Origin of the sequence: Moraxella marmotae (genome assembly GCF_042219885.1) — a bacterium.
In the GTDB taxonomy this organism is placed as follows: domain Bacteria; phylum Pseudomonadota; class Gammaproteobacteria; order Pseudomonadales; family Moraxellaceae; genus Moraxella; species Moraxella marmotae.
In genome coordinates this window covers 1,323,569-1,341,591 of the sequence record NZ_JBHJHR010000002.1, presented here as the reverse complement: position 1 = coordinate 1,341,591, position 18,023 = coordinate 1,323,569, and the positions used below count along the sequence as shown (strand labels likewise).

Sequence of the window (18,023 nt, the reverse complement as noted above, 5' to 3'; positions counted from 1 at the left end):
ATGGACTTTTTTTTTTTTTTAAAAAAAAAAGAATTTGCGATAAAATACAGTTTGGTTTTCTTTACCAAAAGAAAAAGCCTGGCATAAAATCCGATTAAAAACACAGGGCGGATTATTATTTTTAGTAAAACACTAAAACCCCTTGAAATTAGCAACAATTTTAAGTAGAATTGAAAGGCTATTTTTATCTTTGGGAGTATCCATTATTAAACCGTCAAACCGCTTAAACATCAATGAAGAAATCCGTGCCAAAGAAGTCCGCTTGGTCAAAGAAGACGGCGAACAGCTTGGCGTGGTAGATATTCAAGCCGCCCTAAAAGTCGCCAATGATGACGGCTTGGATTTGGTTGAAATCGTACCTGACGCAAAACCACCTGTCTGTAAAGTGATGGATTACAAGCGTTATATCTACGAGCAAAAACAAAAAGCCAAAGAAGCCAAAAAGAACCAAAAACAGACCCAAGTGCGTGAAATCAAACTACGCCCTGGTACCGAAGAAGCCGACTATCAGGTCAAATTGCGTAAAATTATTGAATTTTTAAACGATAAAGACAAGGTCAAAGTCAGCATTCGTTTCCGTGGTCGTGAAATGGCTCACCAAGAAATTGGTAAAGCCCAGCTAGAACGCATCATCGCCGACACCGCCGAGATTGCCAGTGTCGAGCAAGCACCAAAGGTCGAAGGCCGCCAAATGGGTATGCTGCTTGGTCCTGCCAAGAAAAAATAACCCAGCACCCAAAATGGGCGTACAGCTTTACCGATTTTGACAACAAGCAAGCCGTGGTTATCCATCGCTTGCTTTTTGCTTGGTTGGGTGCTTTAAATTTTAGAATCTGAAATTTGGCAAATGACCAAAATTTAGCCGCATTGAAATTAAATAAACGGCAAACAGAATTATGCGTATCAAAAAAAGCCAAAACAAATGGTTTGTTATTATTCCGATTTTAGCCAGCATTATTGTATCTATTAATTTTGATGCACCTTATTATTTTAACCTTTCCGAGTTTTTTATTATATTACCCTTTTCTTTGCTGGTGTTTAAAGATATTTGGAATTATATCCAAGGTGAAGATTTTTGGTCGTTTGGTTCTAAAATAGAATCTACGGATAGCAAGCTAGAGCGAGCTTATTGGTTTATCCTGCTATTGATTTTGTATTTAATAATGATATATTATTTTTCGTTTGAAGTTTGAGATTGGTAATAAATTGGTAAAATCACAATTATCAAACTGTATTTATTTTAATTTTAACTCAAAAGATATTGCATAATTTTTGCATCAACACGCCGATTGGCAACTTGATAATAGCCTTTGCGGACAGCGATTTCATCAAAACCCATACGCCGATATAGAGCAATGGCAGGCAAATTATCCGCACGCACTTCTAGTAGCAGATTATCGGCATCTGCCTTTTGCATGGTGCTTATCAATGCCGCTATCAGCCGACTGGCAATCGACTGCCTTTGATGGCTTGGACTGACGCCGATGCGGTGCAGCTCGCCTGTCTCAAAGACGATTTGGTACAAGCAATAACCCAAAACTGCGATGGGGGCTTTTAAATTTTGAGTCGTTTCGTCAGTTTGCCCAGTTTGATAATTTTGCTCAATCTGAAAACTTTTTTCCACTCCGTTCCAATCAATCGCCCGATTGGTCATCACCATAAGCCCTGCACCAAATTGCCCCAAAATCTCATCAATGTCTTTTTGACACCAAGCATCATCAGGCAGCAGCAGCAATTCAAGCTCGGCGATTTGGGCAATGATTTGCCCAAAAATCATCTGAGCAGATTGGCTGGTTAATTGATTTTTTTGGATAACAGATAAATACATACGACACTCCAAACACACACAACACACGACTTGGGCTTTATGATACAATAAAGCGATTTTATGAAAAAGTAAATTTAGGTAAATAATTTTAGGTAAGTAATATGACAAACACAACAAAAAAAACCAAATGGAATGACCCAAATGCCGATATCGAAGCATCAAAATACACCAATCCCATTCCATCACGCCTGCTGATTTTGCAGACAGTCGCTGGCATCACCAATCAAGGCAACCCTGCCACTCAAGAATCTTTGGCGATGCATTTTGGCTTTTTGGACGATGAAGACAAGTTTTTTGCCCTAACCAATCGCCTAAAGGCCATGCTGCGTGATGGACAGCTGGAGCGTCAGGACGGCATTCATTTTAGCGTCGCTCCTGTGCCAAGCATTCTAAGCGGTACGGTGTCTGCCAATCCCAAAGGCTTTGGCTTTGTGGTGCTTGATGATATGCCAGATTTGTTCTTGCACGAAAAACAGATGCGGCTGGTGTTTGATGGCGATTGCGTTGAAGTGGTTGCCAGCGAATATCGTGGCAAGGCAGAAGCTCGTATCGTCAATGTTACCAAACGCAGCCAGTTGGAATTTATCGGCAAATTAAGCTCGGACGATGAAGGCTATTTTGTGCAATTGTCAGGTGCTAATGCCCATCAGCCCATCACCGTTACCACGGACAATGTCGAAGCGATGAATGCTGGCGTTGGCGATGATGTCAAAGTTGCCTTGATTGACTTGCCGACTTATCAAGAATTTGCCACAGGCAAAATCACGGAGCTTTTGACCAGCTTAAACGACCGTGAGTTAATCATCGAAACGACGCTGTACAATTATGCCATTCCGCACGAATTTAGCCACGCCGCCCACAAGCAAGCGGCAAGTTTTCATGAGCCTAGCGAAAAAGACTTCAAAAACCGTGTGGATTTGCGACATTTACCACTGGTAACCATTGACGGCGAAGATTCCAGAGATTTTGACGATGCTGTCTATGCCGAAAAGCGTGCTGGCGGTAATTATCGGGTGATTGTCGCCATTGCCGATGTCAGCCATTATGTAACGACAGGCTCGGCATTGGATAGCGATGCTTATGAGCGTGGCACTTCGGTGTATTTTCCCCATCGAGTGATACCGATGCTGCCAGAAGCGTTATCAAATGGGCTGTGTTCGCTCAATCCCAAAGTCGATCGCTTGTGCATGGTTGCTGATATTAAGCTGTCTCGTGCCGGCAAAGTGACTGGCTATGAATTTTATCCAGCCGTCATGCACTCGCAAGCTCGCTTGACTTATAACCAAGTCAATGCCTATTTTGACAATCCGACCAACGAAACGCTGCCTGATGATTTGATTCATAATAGCGGCGCGCTAAAATCCATCGACACGCTGCATCAGCTGTATCAAATCCTTGATGTTCGCCGTGAAGAGCGTGGTGCGATGGCGTTTGAGACGGCAGAGACTTATATTAAGTTTGATAAAGATGGCGACATTGTCGATATTGTCGCACGCACTCGTGGTGATGCTCACAAATTAATCGAAGAATGTATGCTGCTTGCCAATACTTGTGCGGCAAATTTTGCCCTAAAGCACGAATTGCCCGTCCTGTACCGTAATCACGACAAGCCCAATGACGAAAAATCGGCACGCCTGCACGAATATGTCAAAAGTTTTGGCTTATCATTCCCCAGCGAATCGCCCACACACGAAGATTATCAACGCATCATCAAAGCGACCGCCGACCGACCTGATGCCATCAGCGTTCACAGTATGCTGCTACGCTCGATGATGCAAGCCAATTATAGCCCTGATAATATCGGGCATTTTGGCTTGGCGTATGATGAATACAGCCACTTCACCAGTCCGATTCGCCGTTATCCAGATTTGATGTTGCACCGTGCCATCAAAGACAAAGTCGGTCATCACAAGCCAGAGACGCCGATTTATAAGACACTTGACGAAGCTGGCGAACAAACCAGCCTAACTGAACGCCGTGCTGAAGAAGCATCTCGAGATGTCGAAACTTGGCTAAAATGCCACTATATGCAACGCCATTTGGGTAATGAGTTCACCGCCACGGTCAGCACAGTTACCAGTTTTGGCTTGTTTGTAACATTAAATGACTTGTTTATCGAAGGCTTGATTCACATTTCAGGCTTGGGCAATGAGTACTTTGAATACGATGAGCGTGAACAAAAACTCATCGGTGAGCGTGGCACAAGTTTTGGCTTGGGCGACAGCCTGCTCATTCAAGTCGCTGGCGTGAATATGGATTTACTACAAATTGATTTTCAACTCATTGAACAATTAGGCAGCACCGCCACACCAAAAACTAACAAGCCATCGAGCAAATCGGCAGGTAAATCAGCAAATAAGGCTGGCGTTAAAAAATCCAATACCAACACAAAAGCCAAAAAGCGCAAATCCGCCAGTTGAGTGGTGAATTGCCCATTTAATCAAGCATTGGAAAATTTTATGCCAAATAAAACCCTTTAAGTCAACTCTTAAAGGGTTTTTAATTTTGTTTGATTGAGATTTATTAAAATCAAAACAATCTTAGGCATCAAGCAAGGCTTGAGCTTCGGCAAGATTGAGCGTGCCTTCATAAATCGCACGGCCAGTAATCGCCCCCAGCAGATACTCGCTGTACGGCTTGAGTGCCTGCAAATCGTCCAGATTGGTTACGCCGCCCGATGCAATCACTGGTAATTGACTATGGCGAGCCAGCTCAACGGTCTGCTCGATATTAACCCCTTGCATCATGCCATCTTTGGCAATGTCGGTATAGACAATGCTTGATACGCCAGCATCGGCAAATCGCTTCACCAAATCGGTCGCTTTGGTGTCGGTAACATTTGCCCAGCCGTGCGTTGCCACCATGCCGTCTTTGGCATCGATGCCCACGATGATATGCCCTGCAAATTCACGGCAGGCTTCTTCAACAAACTCTGGCAACTCCACCGCCTTAGTGCCGATGATGATATAGCTTAGCCCTGCTTGCAAATAATGCTCGATGGTGCTTAAGCTACGCACGCCGCCGCCCAACTGAATGGGCAAATTTGGGTGTGCTTTGGCAATCTTGGTAACCACCGCTTTATGCACTGGCACGCCATCAAACGCTCCGTTCAAATCCACCAAATGCAAACGCCTTGCCCCTTGAGCCACCCACTGGCTCGCCATCTGCACAGGATCGTCGCCAAATACCGTATCGTCTTCCATACGACCTTGTTTTAGACGCACGCATTTGCCATCTTTTAAATCGATGGCAGGAATTATCAGCATAGACATAAACTTTTCCTTATTTTTAACTCAACCAATCTTAATACCACGACAGCTGCACTCAAATGCCCAGTTATTGTAACAGCTTTTGGCAAATTATCCTAGCCAATGCAAAATCGGCAGCAATTCATTAATTTATAAAATTATTAAATTAACTTAAAATAATCAAAAATCTGGCTTTTATTATGAATTTTGTAAATATTTCCATGATTTTTTACCATACAATCCACCCTTAGCCCTGTGATTTTTTGCCATTTTAGCGTATAATTGGTAGGTTAATGGTGTGAATAATTGTTTTTTAGCAAAAATTGCGTGAGCTTTGTCAAGTTTTTGCAAGTTTTGACAACTCTGTGCAATTCATGCCCATCCTTTAGAACAAATCCGCCAAGCCACCCATCGGCCGCTGCGGTTTTGATATTTTTAGGAAATTTGGTAACCAGCCTTAAGTTTTGCCATTTGGTACTGGCTGGTATGTTCTGATCTCAATTTAAGTATCCGCTTATGATTACCATCAAAAAAGGCTTGGATTTGCCGATTACTGGCGAGCCGTCCAAGCAAATTAGCGAGCACACGCCCACTAAGGTGGCGTTAGTCGGCTACGATTATGTGGGCATGCGTCCGACCATGTATGTCAAAGAAGGTGATACAGTTGTCAAAGGACAAGTGCTGTATGAAGATAAAAAACGCATCGGCGTGCGTTATACAGCACCAGTGAGTGGGACTGTCGTTGCCATCAACCGTGGCGAACGCCGTGTCTTTAAAAGCCTAATCATCGCTGTCGATGCACAAGCCGACAAAGGCGAAATCACTTTTGACGCCTATCACCCTGAAGATTTGCCCGCCCTAGACCGCCAAACTGTCGTCAATCAGTTGGTGGCTTCTGGCGAATGGACAGCTTTTCGCACACGCCCATTTAGCCGCACTCCAGAGATTGACAGTGTTCCAAGTGCCATTTTTGTTACTGCCACCGACACCAATCCACTGGCTGTTGATCCTGCAATGGTGCTATTTGAAGAAATTCAAGCATTTAATGACGGTTTGGCGGTGCTATCCACTTTATCGGCAAAAACTTATGTTTGTCATGGCGATGTCGCTCCAGAAGCAATTAGCAAAACTGCCGAAGGTAACAAAACCACTTATCACGGCTTTAATGGCGTACACCCTGCTGGCAACGCTGGCACGCACATTCACTTTTTGCACCCATTGGCTCGTGGTACCAGCGTTTGGACGATTAATTATCAAGATGTCATCGCCATCGGTAAATTATTTACCACAGGCCGCATTCACACCCAGCGTCTGATTAGTCTGGCTGGCCCTGCGGTAAAAAATCCCCGCCTTGTGCGTACCATTCGTGGTGCTGACCTAAATGAGCTGACCGCTGGTGAGCTGACTGGCAATGACAACCGTGTCATCTCAGGCTCAGTGCTGTCAGGTCGCACTGCCACAGGCGTGGTGGCGTTTTTGGGTCGCTTTCATAACCAAGTATCGGCATTGAGCGAAGGTCGTGAACGCCCTGCTTTGCACTTTTTTACACTGGGGGCAAATCGTTTTTCAAAATTGCCAATCTACATTTCGCAATTTTTCAAAAACAAAAAATACGATTTTACCACCAGTACCAACGGCTCACCCCGTGCGATGGTGCCAATCGGCTTGTTTGAAACCGTGATGCCACAAGACTATCTGCCAACCCAGCTACTGCGTGCCTTAATCATCGAAGATATCGTTACGGCGGTGGATTTGGGGGCGTTAGAGCTTGATGAAGAAGATTTGGCATTATGCACCTTTGTATCACCTGGCAAATATGAATTTGGTGATATTTTGCGTGATAATTTGACCCGTATTGAGCAGGAAGGCTAAGCATGAAGTTCATTCACAATCTCTTTGACCGTATGGAGCCAGCCTTCACTAAGGGTGGTAAATACGAAAAATATTATGCTGTATTTGAGATGTTTGACACTTTTTTCCGTCAGCCATCATCTCAGACTTACAGTGCTTCGCATGTGCGTGATGGTGTCGATCTAAAACGCATCATGATTACCGTTTGGCTATGCACATTCCCAGCGATGTTTTGGGGTATGTATAATGTCGGCTTTCAGGCATTGACCGCCATTCAAGCGATGGGCATCACGCCAGAAGGCTGGCGTACCATCATCACCGATATGGCAGGCTATGACGCCACAAGCATTTGGGCGTGTTTTATCTATGGGGCGATGCAGTTTTTGCCGATTTATATCGTAACCTTTGCCGTAGGTATCCTATGGGAAGTTATCTTTGCCGTCGTGCGTGGCCATGAAATCAACGAAGGCTTTTTTGTCACTTCGGTGCTATTTGCCCTATCGCTACCGCCTGATGTGCCACTGTGGCAAGTTGCCTTAGGCATCAGCTTTGGTGTCGTGGTCGCCAAAGAAGTGTTTGGCGGTACTGGTAAAAACTTCCTTAACCCTGCCTTGGCTGGTCGTGCTTTCTTATACTTTGCTTATCCTGCGTATATGTCAGGCGATGCAGTATGGACGGCGGTGGACGGTTTTTCGGGAGCAACGCCGCTTGGCTTGTCAGCATTGGGTGTCAGCCCTGATAAATTCGTGGACGCCTATGGACAAACCATCACTTGGGCAGATGCCTTTATTGGTAATATGCAAGGCTCTATCGGCGAAGTTTCTACCCTTGCCATCTTAATCGGTATGATTGGCTTGATTTGGACTCGCATCGCTTCATGGCGTGTGATTGCAGGCTCGGTGATTGGCTTGGTGGTAACTGCCTTTATCTTTAACCTAATCGGCGGCGAAAACCCAATGATGAACCTACCTGCTCATTGGCATTTGGTGATCGGTGGCTTTATGTTTGGTGCGGTATTTATGGCAACTGACCCAGTGTCAGCAGCACATACCAACACAGGCCGCTGGTGCTATGGTTTGCTGATTGGCTTTATGACCGTGGTTATCCGTGTCATCAACCCAGCATTCCCAGAAGGCATCATGCTTGCCATCTTGTTTGCCAACTTGTTTGCCCCATTGTTTGACTACTTTGTCATTCAAGCCAATATCAAACGCCAAACTGCACGGAGATTAAGCCATGTCAGCCAAGAATAGTAATATCAGCACGCTTGCCACAGCATTGGTCTTGTGCTTGGTCTGCTCGGTGATGGTTTCTGCCGCAGCCATTAGCATGAAATCCAAGCAGCTGGCCAATGTCGAGCTTGACCGTAACAAAAATATCCTAATGGCGGCAAATTTATTTGACCCCACCAAGGACAATGCCAGTGATGCTGCCAAATTGTTTGAAAATGTCGAAACCAAATTGATCAATCTAAAAACAGGTCAATTTGCCAGTGTCGATGAGCTGTCGGCAGCAGGCATCAGCGATGTCGCCAGCTATGATGTCGCCAAAGCCACCAAAGATCCAGCAACTCGCATTGACTTGGGCGGTGATGATCCAGCTCGTATCGGTGCTTTGCCACAATTTGCCAAAGTGTACATCATTAATGATGAGCAAGGACAACTAAAAAACATCGTCCTGCCGATTAATGGTTATGGCTTGTGGGGACAAATTTATGGCTTTTTGACCCTAAAAAGCGATATTAACACCATCGAAGGCATCAGTTTTTATCAACACAAAGAAACGCCGGGCTTGGGTGCATTGATCGAAGAACCCAAATGGCGTGCCACATGGCATGATAAACAAGCCTATGATGGCGACAAAATCGTTACTGGTGTGGTCAAATCAGGCGCACATAAGCCAACACCCAACTATGTGGACGGCATCACTGGGGCAACCCTAACCAGCAGTGGCGTGAACACCATGATTCAATTTTGGCTAAGCGAGCGAGCTTATAAGCCATTCTTGGATAACTTGCGTCAAAACGGCAGTCAAGGTAAGGAGAATTAATATGGCTGACAAAAAAATTCTCATTTCGCCAATTATTCAGAACAACCCCATTGCCGTGCAAGTCTTGGGTATCTGTTCGGCGTTAGCAGTAACCATTAGCATCAAAAATGCGTTGGTGATGGGCATTGCCCTGACCTTGGTTACGGCATTTTCTAACTTTTTTATCTCATTGATTCGCAATAAGATTCCGTCGTCCATTCGCATCATCGTGCAGATGGTCATCATCGCTTCTTTGGTCATTGTGGTCGATCAGATCCTAAAAGCGGTGGTCTATGATGTCAGTAAATCGCTGTCGGTATTTATTGGCTTAATTATTACCAACTGTATCGTCATGGGTCGTGCCGAAGCGTTCGCCATGAGCAATCCGCCCGTACCAAGCTTTTTGGACGGTATCGGTAATGGCTTGGGCTATTCATTGATGCTGTTTTTGGTGGCGGTGATTCGTGAATTTTTTGGTAATGGTTCATTGTTTGATATCCAAATCCTACAAAAAGTTACCGATGGCGGCTGGTATGTACCAAACGGTCTGCTACTGCTACCACCATCAGCGTTCTTTGTAATTGCTTTGTTCATCGCTTTGTTGCGTATGAAATACAAAAACCTACAAGAGCCTGCCGATTTTGTACTAAAACCACAATCTAAAGGTATGAGAGGGCATTAATGGACTATATCAATTTATTTATTACTTCGGTATTTATCCAAAATATGGCTCTTGCCTACTTTTTTGGAATGTGTACCTTTATCGCCGTATCAAAGAAAGTTTCTACCGCATTGGGTCTGGGCATCGCCGTTGTCGTGGTGATGACCATCACTTTGCCGCTAAACAACCTTTTGTACCAATATCTGCTAAAAGACGGTGCATTGGCTTGGGCAGGTTATCCCAATGCAGATTTGAGCTTTTTGGGCTTTTTGAGCTACATCGCCTTGATTGCTGCTGTGGTGCAGATTCTAGAAATGTTCCTAGATAAGTTCATGCCAGCACTTTATAATGCGTTGGGCATTTTCTTGCCATTGATTACCGTAAACTGTGCCATCATGGGTGGTGTGCTGTTCATGGTTGAGCGTGATTATAACTTTAGCCAATCGTTGGTTTATGGCTTTAGCTCAGGCATTGGCTGGGCGTTGGCAATTACCGCCATGGCAGGTATCCGTGAAAAGCTCAAATACTCAGATGTGCCAGCCCCTTTGCGTGGCATTGGTATCACCTTTATTACCGCAGGACTGATGGCTCTTGGCTTCATGTCCTTTGGCGGTATGTCGTTATAAGGAGCGGATAATGGATTTTGGCATTTTATTTGGTGGCGTCGGCATGTTTGTCGTCATCATCATGAGCTTGGTCGTGGTTATCCTGTTGGCTCGTGCCAGACTGGTAAACACTGGCAAAGTTACCATCAATATCAACGACAACCCTGATAACAACATCAGCGTCGAAGCTGGCGGCAAACTACTACAAACCCTAGCTTCACAAGGCATTTTCTTATCATCAGCCTGTGGTGGCGGTGGTAGCTGCGCCCAATGTCGCTGTAAAGTCATCTCTGGCGGCGGTGATATTTTGCCGACCGAAGAAGGTCATTTTACCCAAGGTGAAATCCGTGACGGTATGCGTTTGGCGTGTCAAGTTGCCGTCAAGCAAGACATGCAAATTGAGATTGACCCTGAATTTTTTGATGTCAAAAAATGGGAATGTGAAGTCATTTCTAATGACAATGTCGCCACATTCATCAAAGAATTGACTCTAAAAATTCCTGAAGGCGAAGTCGTGCCGTTTCGTGCAGGTGGCTATGTGCAGCTAGAAGCACCGCCACACGAAGTCCACTATAAGGACTTTGACATTGCCGAAGAATACCACGAAGATTGGAACAATTTCAATCTGTGGCGTTATACTTCAAAGGTTGATGAGCCAGTGATTCGTGCTTACTCGATGGCAAACTACCCTGAAGAAAAAGGCATCATCAAATTTAACATTCGTATCGCCAGTCCGCCACCCCGTGGCCCTGAAGGTATCCCACCGGGCAAGATGTCATCGTATGTCTTTAGCCTAAAACCGGGCGATAAAATTACCGTATCAGGTCCTTATGGCGAATTTTTTGCCAAAGATACCAAAGCTGAAATGGTATTTATCGGTGGTGGTGCAGGTATGGCACCGATGCGTTCGCACATCTTTGACCAATTAAAACGCCTAAAAACTGACCGCAAAATCAGTTTTTGGTATGGCGCACGCTCAAAGCGTGAGATGTTCTATGTCGCAGATTATGATGGACTTGCCAAAGAGTTTGATAACTTTGAATGGCATGTTGCCCTATCAGATCCACAACCAGAAGACAACTGGGAAGGCTACACTGGCTTTATTCACAATGTGCTGTTTGAAGAATATCTCAAAGATCACCCAGCACCAGAAGATTGTGAATTTTATATGTGTGGGCCACCAGTAATGAACGATGCGGTCATCAAAATGCTCAAATCATTAGGCGTAGAAGATGAAAACATCATGCTGGATAACTTTGGTGGTTAATCGCCATACTTTGCCATAACGAACCAATAACCAATTTTGGTACACTGGCAAAGATGAACAAAGGTCTTAGTGATTTTGCTAAGACCTTTTATTTGGGTGTTTTTTGGCTTAATTGTTGTTCATTGTTGTTCGTTGATTTAAATTTTAAACTTATTATAAACTTAAAATCTCAAATGACAAATCAAAAACACCAAAGCCAAAACTCACAATGATAAATTTGACAACAAAAAAGCCCAAGCAATTGCTTAGGCTTTTTGGATTAGAATCTGGCGTCAAATTAGTGATGATGACCGCCAACACCGTGAGCGTGTCCGTGAGCGATTTCGTCAGCGGTTGCTTCACGCACTTCAACAATCTCAACATCAAAGGTCAGCTCAACGCCTGCCAATGGGTGATTACCATCAACCACGACAACATCGTCCGTCACATCTTTGACACTAACCAGCATCACATGACCGTCTTGGGTTTGTGTTTGAAATTGCATACCCACTTCGATATTGTCCACGCCTTGGAAGTTGGCACGGGGTACTTCTTGCACCGCTTCTGCCACATATTCGCCATAGGCATTTTCAGGAGCGACGGTTACAGTGAACTTATCGCCCACTTTTTTGCCGGCCATTTCGCTTTCTAGACCCGGGATAATGTTGTGATGTCCGTGTAAATATGCCAACGGTGCTTCACGAGATTGGTCAAGAACTTCGCCTTGTGCATTGGTCAGCGTGTAGTTGAATTGTACAACGGTATCATTGGTGATAGTTGTCATAAAAAATTCCTTAAAAATAATTAGCCATCGAAACTCTGGCGAATGCCAAGGCTTATCAAATGGCAAAAATCACTCACATTATAACAGAAAACCGCCATATTTTGCCAAAAATTTCCCAACGATTTGCCAATGATTGACAAAAAACTCGTTACAACATGTAAAAGATGCCATCGGCTAAAGAATATTTTTCAATTTGGCAAATTTTTTGTTATGATTGTCGTGTTTGTATTTTGACTTGTTTAGAGTTGTTTTTTGCATTGTTTTGGCTTACTTTACAACCTTAAGCAAATGGCATAGCTTAGCAAACGCCAATATCAATACAGTGTCAGTGCATTATCCATCAAGCCATGTTGTCCATCAGCTTTCGCCAAACCAAAATTATCAGCATTGATAAAATGGTCAAAATCGGCAAAGTGGAGAAATCGGCATTTCGAGCAACACAAATAAAAACAGTCAAATTTTAATCAAATTCACATTTAAAATCAAAATTACTAAGGAAAATCATGAACTTAGATTATCAAATCAGCTTTGAGCGGTTTAACGAGCATTTGGCAGATGTCCGCATTCGCCTGCAAGCACCTTGCCACGCCCCAAGTTTGTCGATGGTTACTTGGATTGCTGGCAGTTATTTGATTCGAGAATTTAGCCGCCATATCACAGCGGTGCATTACCAAATCGGCGATGAGTGCCACCGTGCCGACAAACAAAACAAAAACACTTTTGTGCTGAGCCATGCCAAGGCTGGCGACTGGCTCGATGTCAGTTATGAAGCGTATTGCCGTGATTTGTCCGTGCGGACAGCGTTTATTGACAATCAGCGGATTTTTGGCAATTTTAGCTCGCTGCTGCTACTGCCTGACGCTGACAAATTCACACCAGCCACGCTTGGTTTGCACATTCCTAAGGCGTTTTTGGCACAGCACCCAGATTGTCGCATGGCGTGTGGCTTGGTGCATCAAAGCGAGCAAACGCCAGATGGGCTTTGCTATCGGTTTGCTGCCATGCCAGCGTTTGATTATTTAGATTATCCATTTGAGATTGGCACACAGGACGGTTTTGATTTTCAAATCAAAGCAGCCAAACGCAGCATTTTGCACCAATTTTTTTTGGCAGGTCGTCATCACGGCCATTTGCCACGCCTAGAGCAGGATTTACAAAAAATTTGCCAAACCTACCTTGACTGGCTTGGCGATGCCCCATTTGCCGATTATACTTTTTTGACAATGGTAACAGGCAGCGACTATGGCGGGCTTGAGCATATCAATTCTACCGCACTCATCAGCCCACGCAGCGATATGCCAAGCATCACCGAGCCTGCCGTGCCAAGCGATGCCTATCAACGCTTTTTGGGCTTGTGTAGCCACGAATATTTCCACGCATGGTGGGTAAAGACCGTCAAGCCTGATGTGATGCTTGGTAATCAGCTGACCGATGAAGCTTACACGCCGCTGCTTTGGGTGTTTGAAGGTTTTACTTCGTATTTGGACGATTTGATGCTGCTGGTCTCTGGCGTGATTGATAAGCCAAGCTATTTAAAACTTTTAGATGCTCAAATCAATCGCTATTACCAGACCGATGGACGATTCCATCAAAGTGTCGCCGAATCCAGCTTTGATGCTTGGATTAAGCTGTACCGCACCGATGAAAACACCGCCAATCAAGGCATCAGCTATTATAACAAGGGGGCGTTGGTTGCTTTGCTGTTGGATATGACACTGCTTGATACCACCGATGGCAAATACCGCCTGTTTGATGTCATCAAAACCTGCTATCAACGCAGCAACAATCAGCCCTTTGCTCTATCCACAGAAATCTTGGGCGACATCGTCAGCCAAATGATGGGCGTAGCAGCGTGGCAAGCGTTTTATACTCGCTTTGTGATCGGTACTGATGAGCTACCGCTGCTTGAGTATTTTGATAAATTTGCCGTCCAAAGCCAGCTGACAGATACCCAAAAACCTTGGGGGCTAACCCTTGATGAGGAAGCCGATGGGCTAAAAATCAAGCACATTCACCGAGACAGTGCCGCCAGTCGTGCCGGGCTGTCTTATGGCGATACCATCATCGCCATTGATGGGCTAAAGGCGACAACTGCCGTGCTGACACGCTTGATTGAGCAGCAAACTACCAGCAATCAAGCCTTGGCGGTGCATGCGTTTCGCCGTGATGAGCTGATTTGTGTGCATATCCACCCTGCCAAAACCACCCACCAAAAAATCGCCCTATCTGGCGATGGTGGCAAATGGTTAAATTTTGATACCATTTTATAATATTAGTTAGTTAGTTAATTACCCATTATTAATCATAGCCGACCTGCCAGACATTTAGCCTTGGCGGTCGGTGTTTTGTTTTTAAAAATGGTAAAACTAAAGGCGATAAAACCAAGCAAATCAGTATCTTAAAAAGGTAAAGCCAAAATGAGTATTAAGAAATTTTTATACCTGACAATTTTTGCGATATTTTTGTTTATCGCATATGTGATACAGGCGTGTGTATTTTATCGTGAAACCAACTACTTTTGTCACGACAATCACTGTGTCACTTTTGTGAAATTTTATCAAGGCAGGGATACTTTTATCAGAGTTTATGAAGGTAGAATATATAGCACTGTTCAATTATACTATAAAAATTATGCCGAATACCCGCTTGAAACCGAGCCTTATGTCGCCGTTAATAACCAAACTCACAAAATCGTCATCTCAAATTTTGCACTACCCAAGGCGTACAAAGGCGAGATGAAAAATGTAGAATTTCGTGAAGAAGATTACGGTCATGGTGGTATCTTTTTTCATGATTTACCCACAAAAACACTGTTCTTTTAGCTTGGTTACTTAGCTTTGCCTGTGAATTTTGGTGGTCGTGTTCGCAGGTTTTTGGTTTGCTTGGGCGTGTATTTGCTGGGTTTTTTGGTAAATGGTTTGGCGAATTTGAGCGGTTGTTGATTGGTTTGGGGTTTTGTTGTGTCATTAACCCCCAGCTTTAGCAATTGGTCATCACTGATGTGCAGCGTGCGACTTTCGCCCACTGCCAAATTGCCCAGCTGCCACTGCCCCACTTGATAGCGAATCAAGCGTAAGCACGGCAATCCCACCTGTGCCAGCATACGCCGCACTTGGCGGTTTTTACCTTCGCAAATGCTGATAGCAAGCCATGCCGTGGGAATGCTCATGCGTTGGCGGATTGGTGGCTGGCGTTGCCAAAGCGTGATGGGCAAATGCTGCTCATCGATACGCCGCACCTTGGCAGGCAAAGTCTGCCCATCTTTTAACATCACGCCAGCTGTCAGCATGGCGATTTGCTCATCGCTTGGGATATGCTCAACCTGTGCCAGATAGGTCTTGGCGTGCTTGGCGTTGGCATATTTGGCATTGATGGCGGTCGGTGGCGTGGTGATGGCGTGATTGAGTCCGCCGTGGTCGGTCAGCACCAGCAAGCCTTCAGAATCCTTATCCAGCCGCCCTGCGACACGCAGCGACTTATCCGCCAAAAAATCTGCCAAAGTTGGCATCGCATCATGCTCTTTACGAAATTGGCTATGCACGCCATAAGGTTTATTAAATAACACAACTTTTGCCATCGCCATTTCTCATGATTGCTATTTTTAATATCACCAATTTTAATATCGCCAAAACCAGCCAAACCCCAATGATGACTTGGGCTTGACTGGTTTTGAATTGATAAATCATTGGTTCATCTTTTGATTTTTGATATAAATCAAATTGTTAGAATTGATGATTTATTTGCTTGGTGCATCAGCTTGCCACAAAGCAAACTCAATGCGGCGGTTTTGGAAGCGGCCTTGCTCGGTGGCATTGGACGCCACTGGCTGATCCGAACTTGCCCCTTGAATGCTCAAACGCTCGGCAGACACACCTTTTGACACCAGATAATCACGCACTGCCAAAGCACGAGATTCGGACAATTTTTGGTTATAATCATAAGCACCTTGATTGTCGGTGTGGCCAATGATGCGTAACGCCACTTCTGGAGCGTTGGCGATTTTGGCAGCGGTCAAATCTAGGATTTGTTTATTGGCATCAGGAATCTCGCTAGAGTCGGTTGCAAAATTGATGATTTGCAAATTTAGTGCCTGAATAAACGCTTCGGTTTCGTCCGCTTCTAGCGTCTCGCCCAAATCATTGATTGCCGCTTGTGCAGACTCGATGCTACTGGTTACGGCAGCAGCGATGTCCAATTCAGGCTCAACTTCAACACTAAAGCCTTGTGGCAAAATGCCCTTGGCAGCTTCGACCAATTTGGCAGCTTGGTCAGGCGTGGCGGCATTAAAATACACATGCTCGCCATCAATGCGAATGCTTGAGCTTGGCACGCCTTTCATCAATGCCAAAATCTCTGGCAAATGTTCGGCAGCAGGCATGGTATTGGCGTATTTTGTGGCAACTTGAATGGCATTATCGCCCAATTTATCCGTACCAAAAACCTGTGCCACTGCCGCACGGATTGTACCCGCCAAGGCTTCATCACCTGCTTTGGCTTGGCATGAATAAATCGCTTGCCCTGTCTCATCAACTGCCAAGCTTAGCGTGGCAGGTGCTTGGCTTGCTGTATCCATCGATTTGGCATCGGCCGCTTGGCTTGTCGGTGCTGGTGCAGCAACTGGCGTTGGGTTTTCTTGGCAAGCTCTTAATAGCAGCCACGCCACGCCACCAAAAATCAACAAGCCGATAATTGGCAATAGCGTCTTTAAAAATCCGCCTTTGGTTTCATCGCTGACTGCTTGGGCGGCTTTGGTGTCAATGTGCGTCGCTGTCGGTGTGGCTGTATTTGTCGCATTAACTGCATTGGCTGTATCGGCTACATTAACCGCATTTGCCACGCCTGCTGTATTTGTGGCAGTTGCTGTGCTTGCCGCCGCCGTCCCTGCAAACAACCCTGCAGGCAACAATGCCAACGCCCACGCTGGCAAATGCTGACTCTCGTCTGCCAACTGACTGCGTAAAAATGCCGGCACGCTGACATCGCCTGCCAATTGCTTGATACAATCAAAAGCCAGCGGTGCAGCCGTCGCCAAAGCAGGCCAGACGGTATCGCTCGCCACTTGGTAGTGATCCGCCAACTGACCGCCGACAGTCTTGGCATCACCCAGTACCACATCTAGCAGACGCTCGCCATACTCGGCATTGTTTGGCAAAGCTGCCGCCTGCTGATACACCGCTTCATCACTCAAGCGAGCGGCAAAAATGGCATAAAACGCATTTAGCACATTGGTTTTACCAGCATTATCGCCTGCATGATTTTTTAGCACTGCTAAAATATGCGGCGTTAGGTTTTGTAGTTTATTCATCAAATTCATCATTGGCTCCGTTGGTGCATTGCTTGATTTGCCCTTAATTTACCATGGGTTTGCCATAGATTTATCATGGCTTGCGATGGCAACTTGGTCAAATCTCACAAATTCATCTGTGGCTAGGATAGTATAGCATTTGCCCCAATTGGTCAATGAAAAAGGCAAAATTGGCAAAAATAGTCAACAATTGCGATAAACTTTGTTAAGTTTTTGCAAATTTCGGTGAAATTTTGGCTGGGTTTCGGCTAAGTTTGACGAAGTTTTGTCAAATTTACTCAAACTTATGCCAAGTTTTTACCAGTTTTTGTCAATTTTTTGATAAATTGCAGGGCATCTGCTTACAAGATTGCGTCGTTATGTGCAATTATGGTTATGTACGATTATGCCCCATCGGATAGCCCAAAAAAAAGCCCTGACAACAATTTATAACAACTTATAACAATTTTACCAACAATTACCCAAGC

Annotated in this window: 16 protein-coding genes; 11 read left to right on the top strand and 5 right to left on the bottom strand. The window is 44.9% G+C overall.

What is annotated here, in order from left to right:
* Positions 1-229: 229 nt before the first annotated feature.
* Both infC and ACFBZI_RS06210 read left to right on the top strand, forming a co-directional pair.
* Positions 230-727, top strand: a complete 498-nt coding sequence (infC, locus tag ACFBZI_RS06215; protein WP_375716326.1) for a translation initiation factor IF-3 — start codon at positions 230-232, stop codon at positions 725-727.
* A 169-nt stretch (positions 728-896) separates the two neighbouring features.
* Positions 897-1,193: a hypothetical protein gene (locus ACFBZI_RS06210; protein WP_375715530.1), complete on the top strand. Its 297-nt coding sequence runs from the start codon at positions 897-899 to the stop codon at positions 1,191-1,193.
* A gap of 53 nt (positions 1,194-1,246) precedes the next feature.
* Here the strand turns inward: ACFBZI_RS06210 and rimI are convergent, their stop codons facing one another.
* Positions 1,247-1,828 (bottom strand): ribosomal protein S18-alanine N-acetyltransferase, encoded by a 582-nt coding sequence (rimI, locus tag ACFBZI_RS06205; protein ID WP_375715529.1) that lies wholly within the window; start codon positions 1,826-1,828, stop codon positions 1,247-1,249.
* A gap of 101 nt (positions 1,829-1,929) precedes the next feature.
* On the opposite strand from rimI, the gene rnr reads away from it, so the two are divergent.
* Entirely contained in the window at positions 1,930-4,248 is a 2,319-nt protein-coding gene (gene rnr, locus ACFBZI_RS06200; protein WP_375715528.1) for a ribonuclease R, read from the top strand.
* 120 nt (positions 4,249-4,368) lie between these two features.
* Here the strand turns inward: rnr and hisA are convergent, their stop codons facing one another.
* On the bottom strand, positions 4,369-5,094 hold the full coding sequence (hisA, locus tag ACFBZI_RS06195; protein ID WP_375716325.1) for a 1-(5-phosphoribosyl)-5-[(5-phosphoribosylamino)methylideneamino]imidazole-4-carboxamide isomerase: 726 nt from the start codon (positions 5,092-5,094) through the stop codon (positions 4,369-4,371).
* 498 nt (positions 5,095-5,592) lie between these two features.
* On the opposite strand from hisA, the gene ACFBZI_RS06190 reads away from it, so the two are divergent.
* Genes ACFBZI_RS06190 through nqrF form a run of 6 tightly spaced genes read left to right on the top strand, consistent with a single transcriptional unit; the run spans position 5,593 to position 11,488 of the window.
* A complete protein-coding gene (locus ACFBZI_RS06190) occupies positions 5,593-6,948 on the top strand; it encodes a Na(+)-translocating NADH-quinone reductase subunit A (RefSeq protein ID WP_375715527.1) in 1,356 nt (451 codons plus the stop codon).
* 2 nt (positions 6,949-6,950) lie between these two features.
* Positions 6,951-8,180, top strand: a complete 1,230-nt coding sequence (locus ACFBZI_RS06185; protein WP_375715526.1) for an NADH:ubiquinone reductase (Na(+)-transporting) subunit B — start codon at positions 6,951-6,953, stop codon at positions 8,178-8,180.
* Positions 8,164-8,976 carry a Na(+)-translocating NADH-quinone reductase subunit C gene (locus tag ACFBZI_RS06180; RefSeq protein ID WP_375715525.1) on the top strand — a complete coding sequence of 271 codons (813 nt, stop codon included), beginning with the start codon at positions 8,164-8,166 and terminating at the stop codon, positions 8,974-8,976. Before ACFBZI_RS06185 ends, ACFBZI_RS06180 begins: the two co-directional genes overlap by 17 nt.
* A gap of 1 nt (position 8,977) precedes the next feature.
* Positions 8,978-9,637, top strand: coding sequence for an NADH:ubiquinone reductase (Na(+)-transporting) subunit D (locus ACFBZI_RS06175; RefSeq protein WP_375715524.1), 660 nt, complete (start codon positions 8,978-8,980; stop codon positions 9,635-9,637).
* Positions 9,637-10,242 carry an NADH:ubiquinone reductase (Na(+)-transporting) subunit E gene (gene nqrE, locus ACFBZI_RS06170; protein WP_375715523.1) on the top strand — a complete coding sequence of 202 codons (606 nt, stop codon included), beginning with the start codon at positions 9,637-9,639 and terminating at the stop codon, positions 10,240-10,242. Before ACFBZI_RS06175 ends, nqrE begins: the two co-directional genes overlap by 1 nt.
* A 10-nt stretch (positions 10,243-10,252) precedes the next feature.
* Positions 10,253-11,488, top strand: coding sequence for an NADH:ubiquinone reductase (Na(+)-transporting) subunit F (gene nqrF, locus ACFBZI_RS06165; RefSeq protein WP_375715522.1), 1,236 nt, complete (start codon positions 10,253-10,255; stop codon positions 11,486-11,488).
* A 277-nt stretch (positions 11,489-11,765) separates the two neighbouring features.
* Here nqrF and ACFBZI_RS06160 read toward each other — a convergent pair whose 3' ends face one another.
* A complete protein-coding gene (locus ACFBZI_RS06160; protein ID WP_375715521.1) occupies positions 11,766-12,251 on the bottom strand; it encodes an FKBP-type peptidyl-prolyl cis-trans isomerase in 486 nt (161 codons plus the stop codon).
* A gap of 503 nt (positions 12,252-12,754) precedes the next feature.
* On the opposite strand from ACFBZI_RS06160, the gene ACFBZI_RS06155 reads away from it, so the two are divergent.
* Together ACFBZI_RS06155 and ACFBZI_RS06150 are read left to right on the top strand one after the other, a co-directional pair.
* The gene (locus tag ACFBZI_RS06155; RefSeq protein WP_375715520.1) at positions 12,755-14,521 is read left to right on the top strand and encodes a M61 family metallopeptidase; all 1,767 of its coding nucleotides are present in this window, start codon (positions 12,755-12,757) and stop codon (positions 14,519-14,521) included.
* Between the two features lie 147 nt (positions 14,522-14,668).
* Positions 14,669-15,073 carry a hypothetical protein gene (locus tag ACFBZI_RS06150; RefSeq protein WP_375715519.1) on the top strand — a complete coding sequence of 135 codons (405 nt, stop codon included), beginning with the start codon at positions 14,669-14,671 and terminating at the stop codon, positions 15,071-15,073.
* Positions 15,074-15,078: 5 nt separating this feature from the next.
* Here ACFBZI_RS06150 and ACFBZI_RS06145 read toward each other — a convergent pair whose 3' ends face one another.
* Both ACFBZI_RS06145 and ACFBZI_RS06140 read right to left on the bottom strand, forming a co-directional pair.
* The gene (locus ACFBZI_RS06145) at positions 15,079-15,828 is read right to left on the bottom strand and encodes a pseudouridine synthase (protein ID WP_375715518.1); all 750 of its coding nucleotides are present in this window, start codon (positions 15,826-15,828) and stop codon (positions 15,079-15,081) included.
* Between the two features lie 159 nt (positions 15,829-15,987).
* Entirely contained in the window at positions 15,988-17,565 is a 1,578-nt protein-coding gene (locus ACFBZI_RS06140) for an OmpA family protein (RefSeq protein ID WP_375715517.1), read from the bottom strand.
* Positions 17,566-18,023 lie beyond the last annotated feature (458 nt).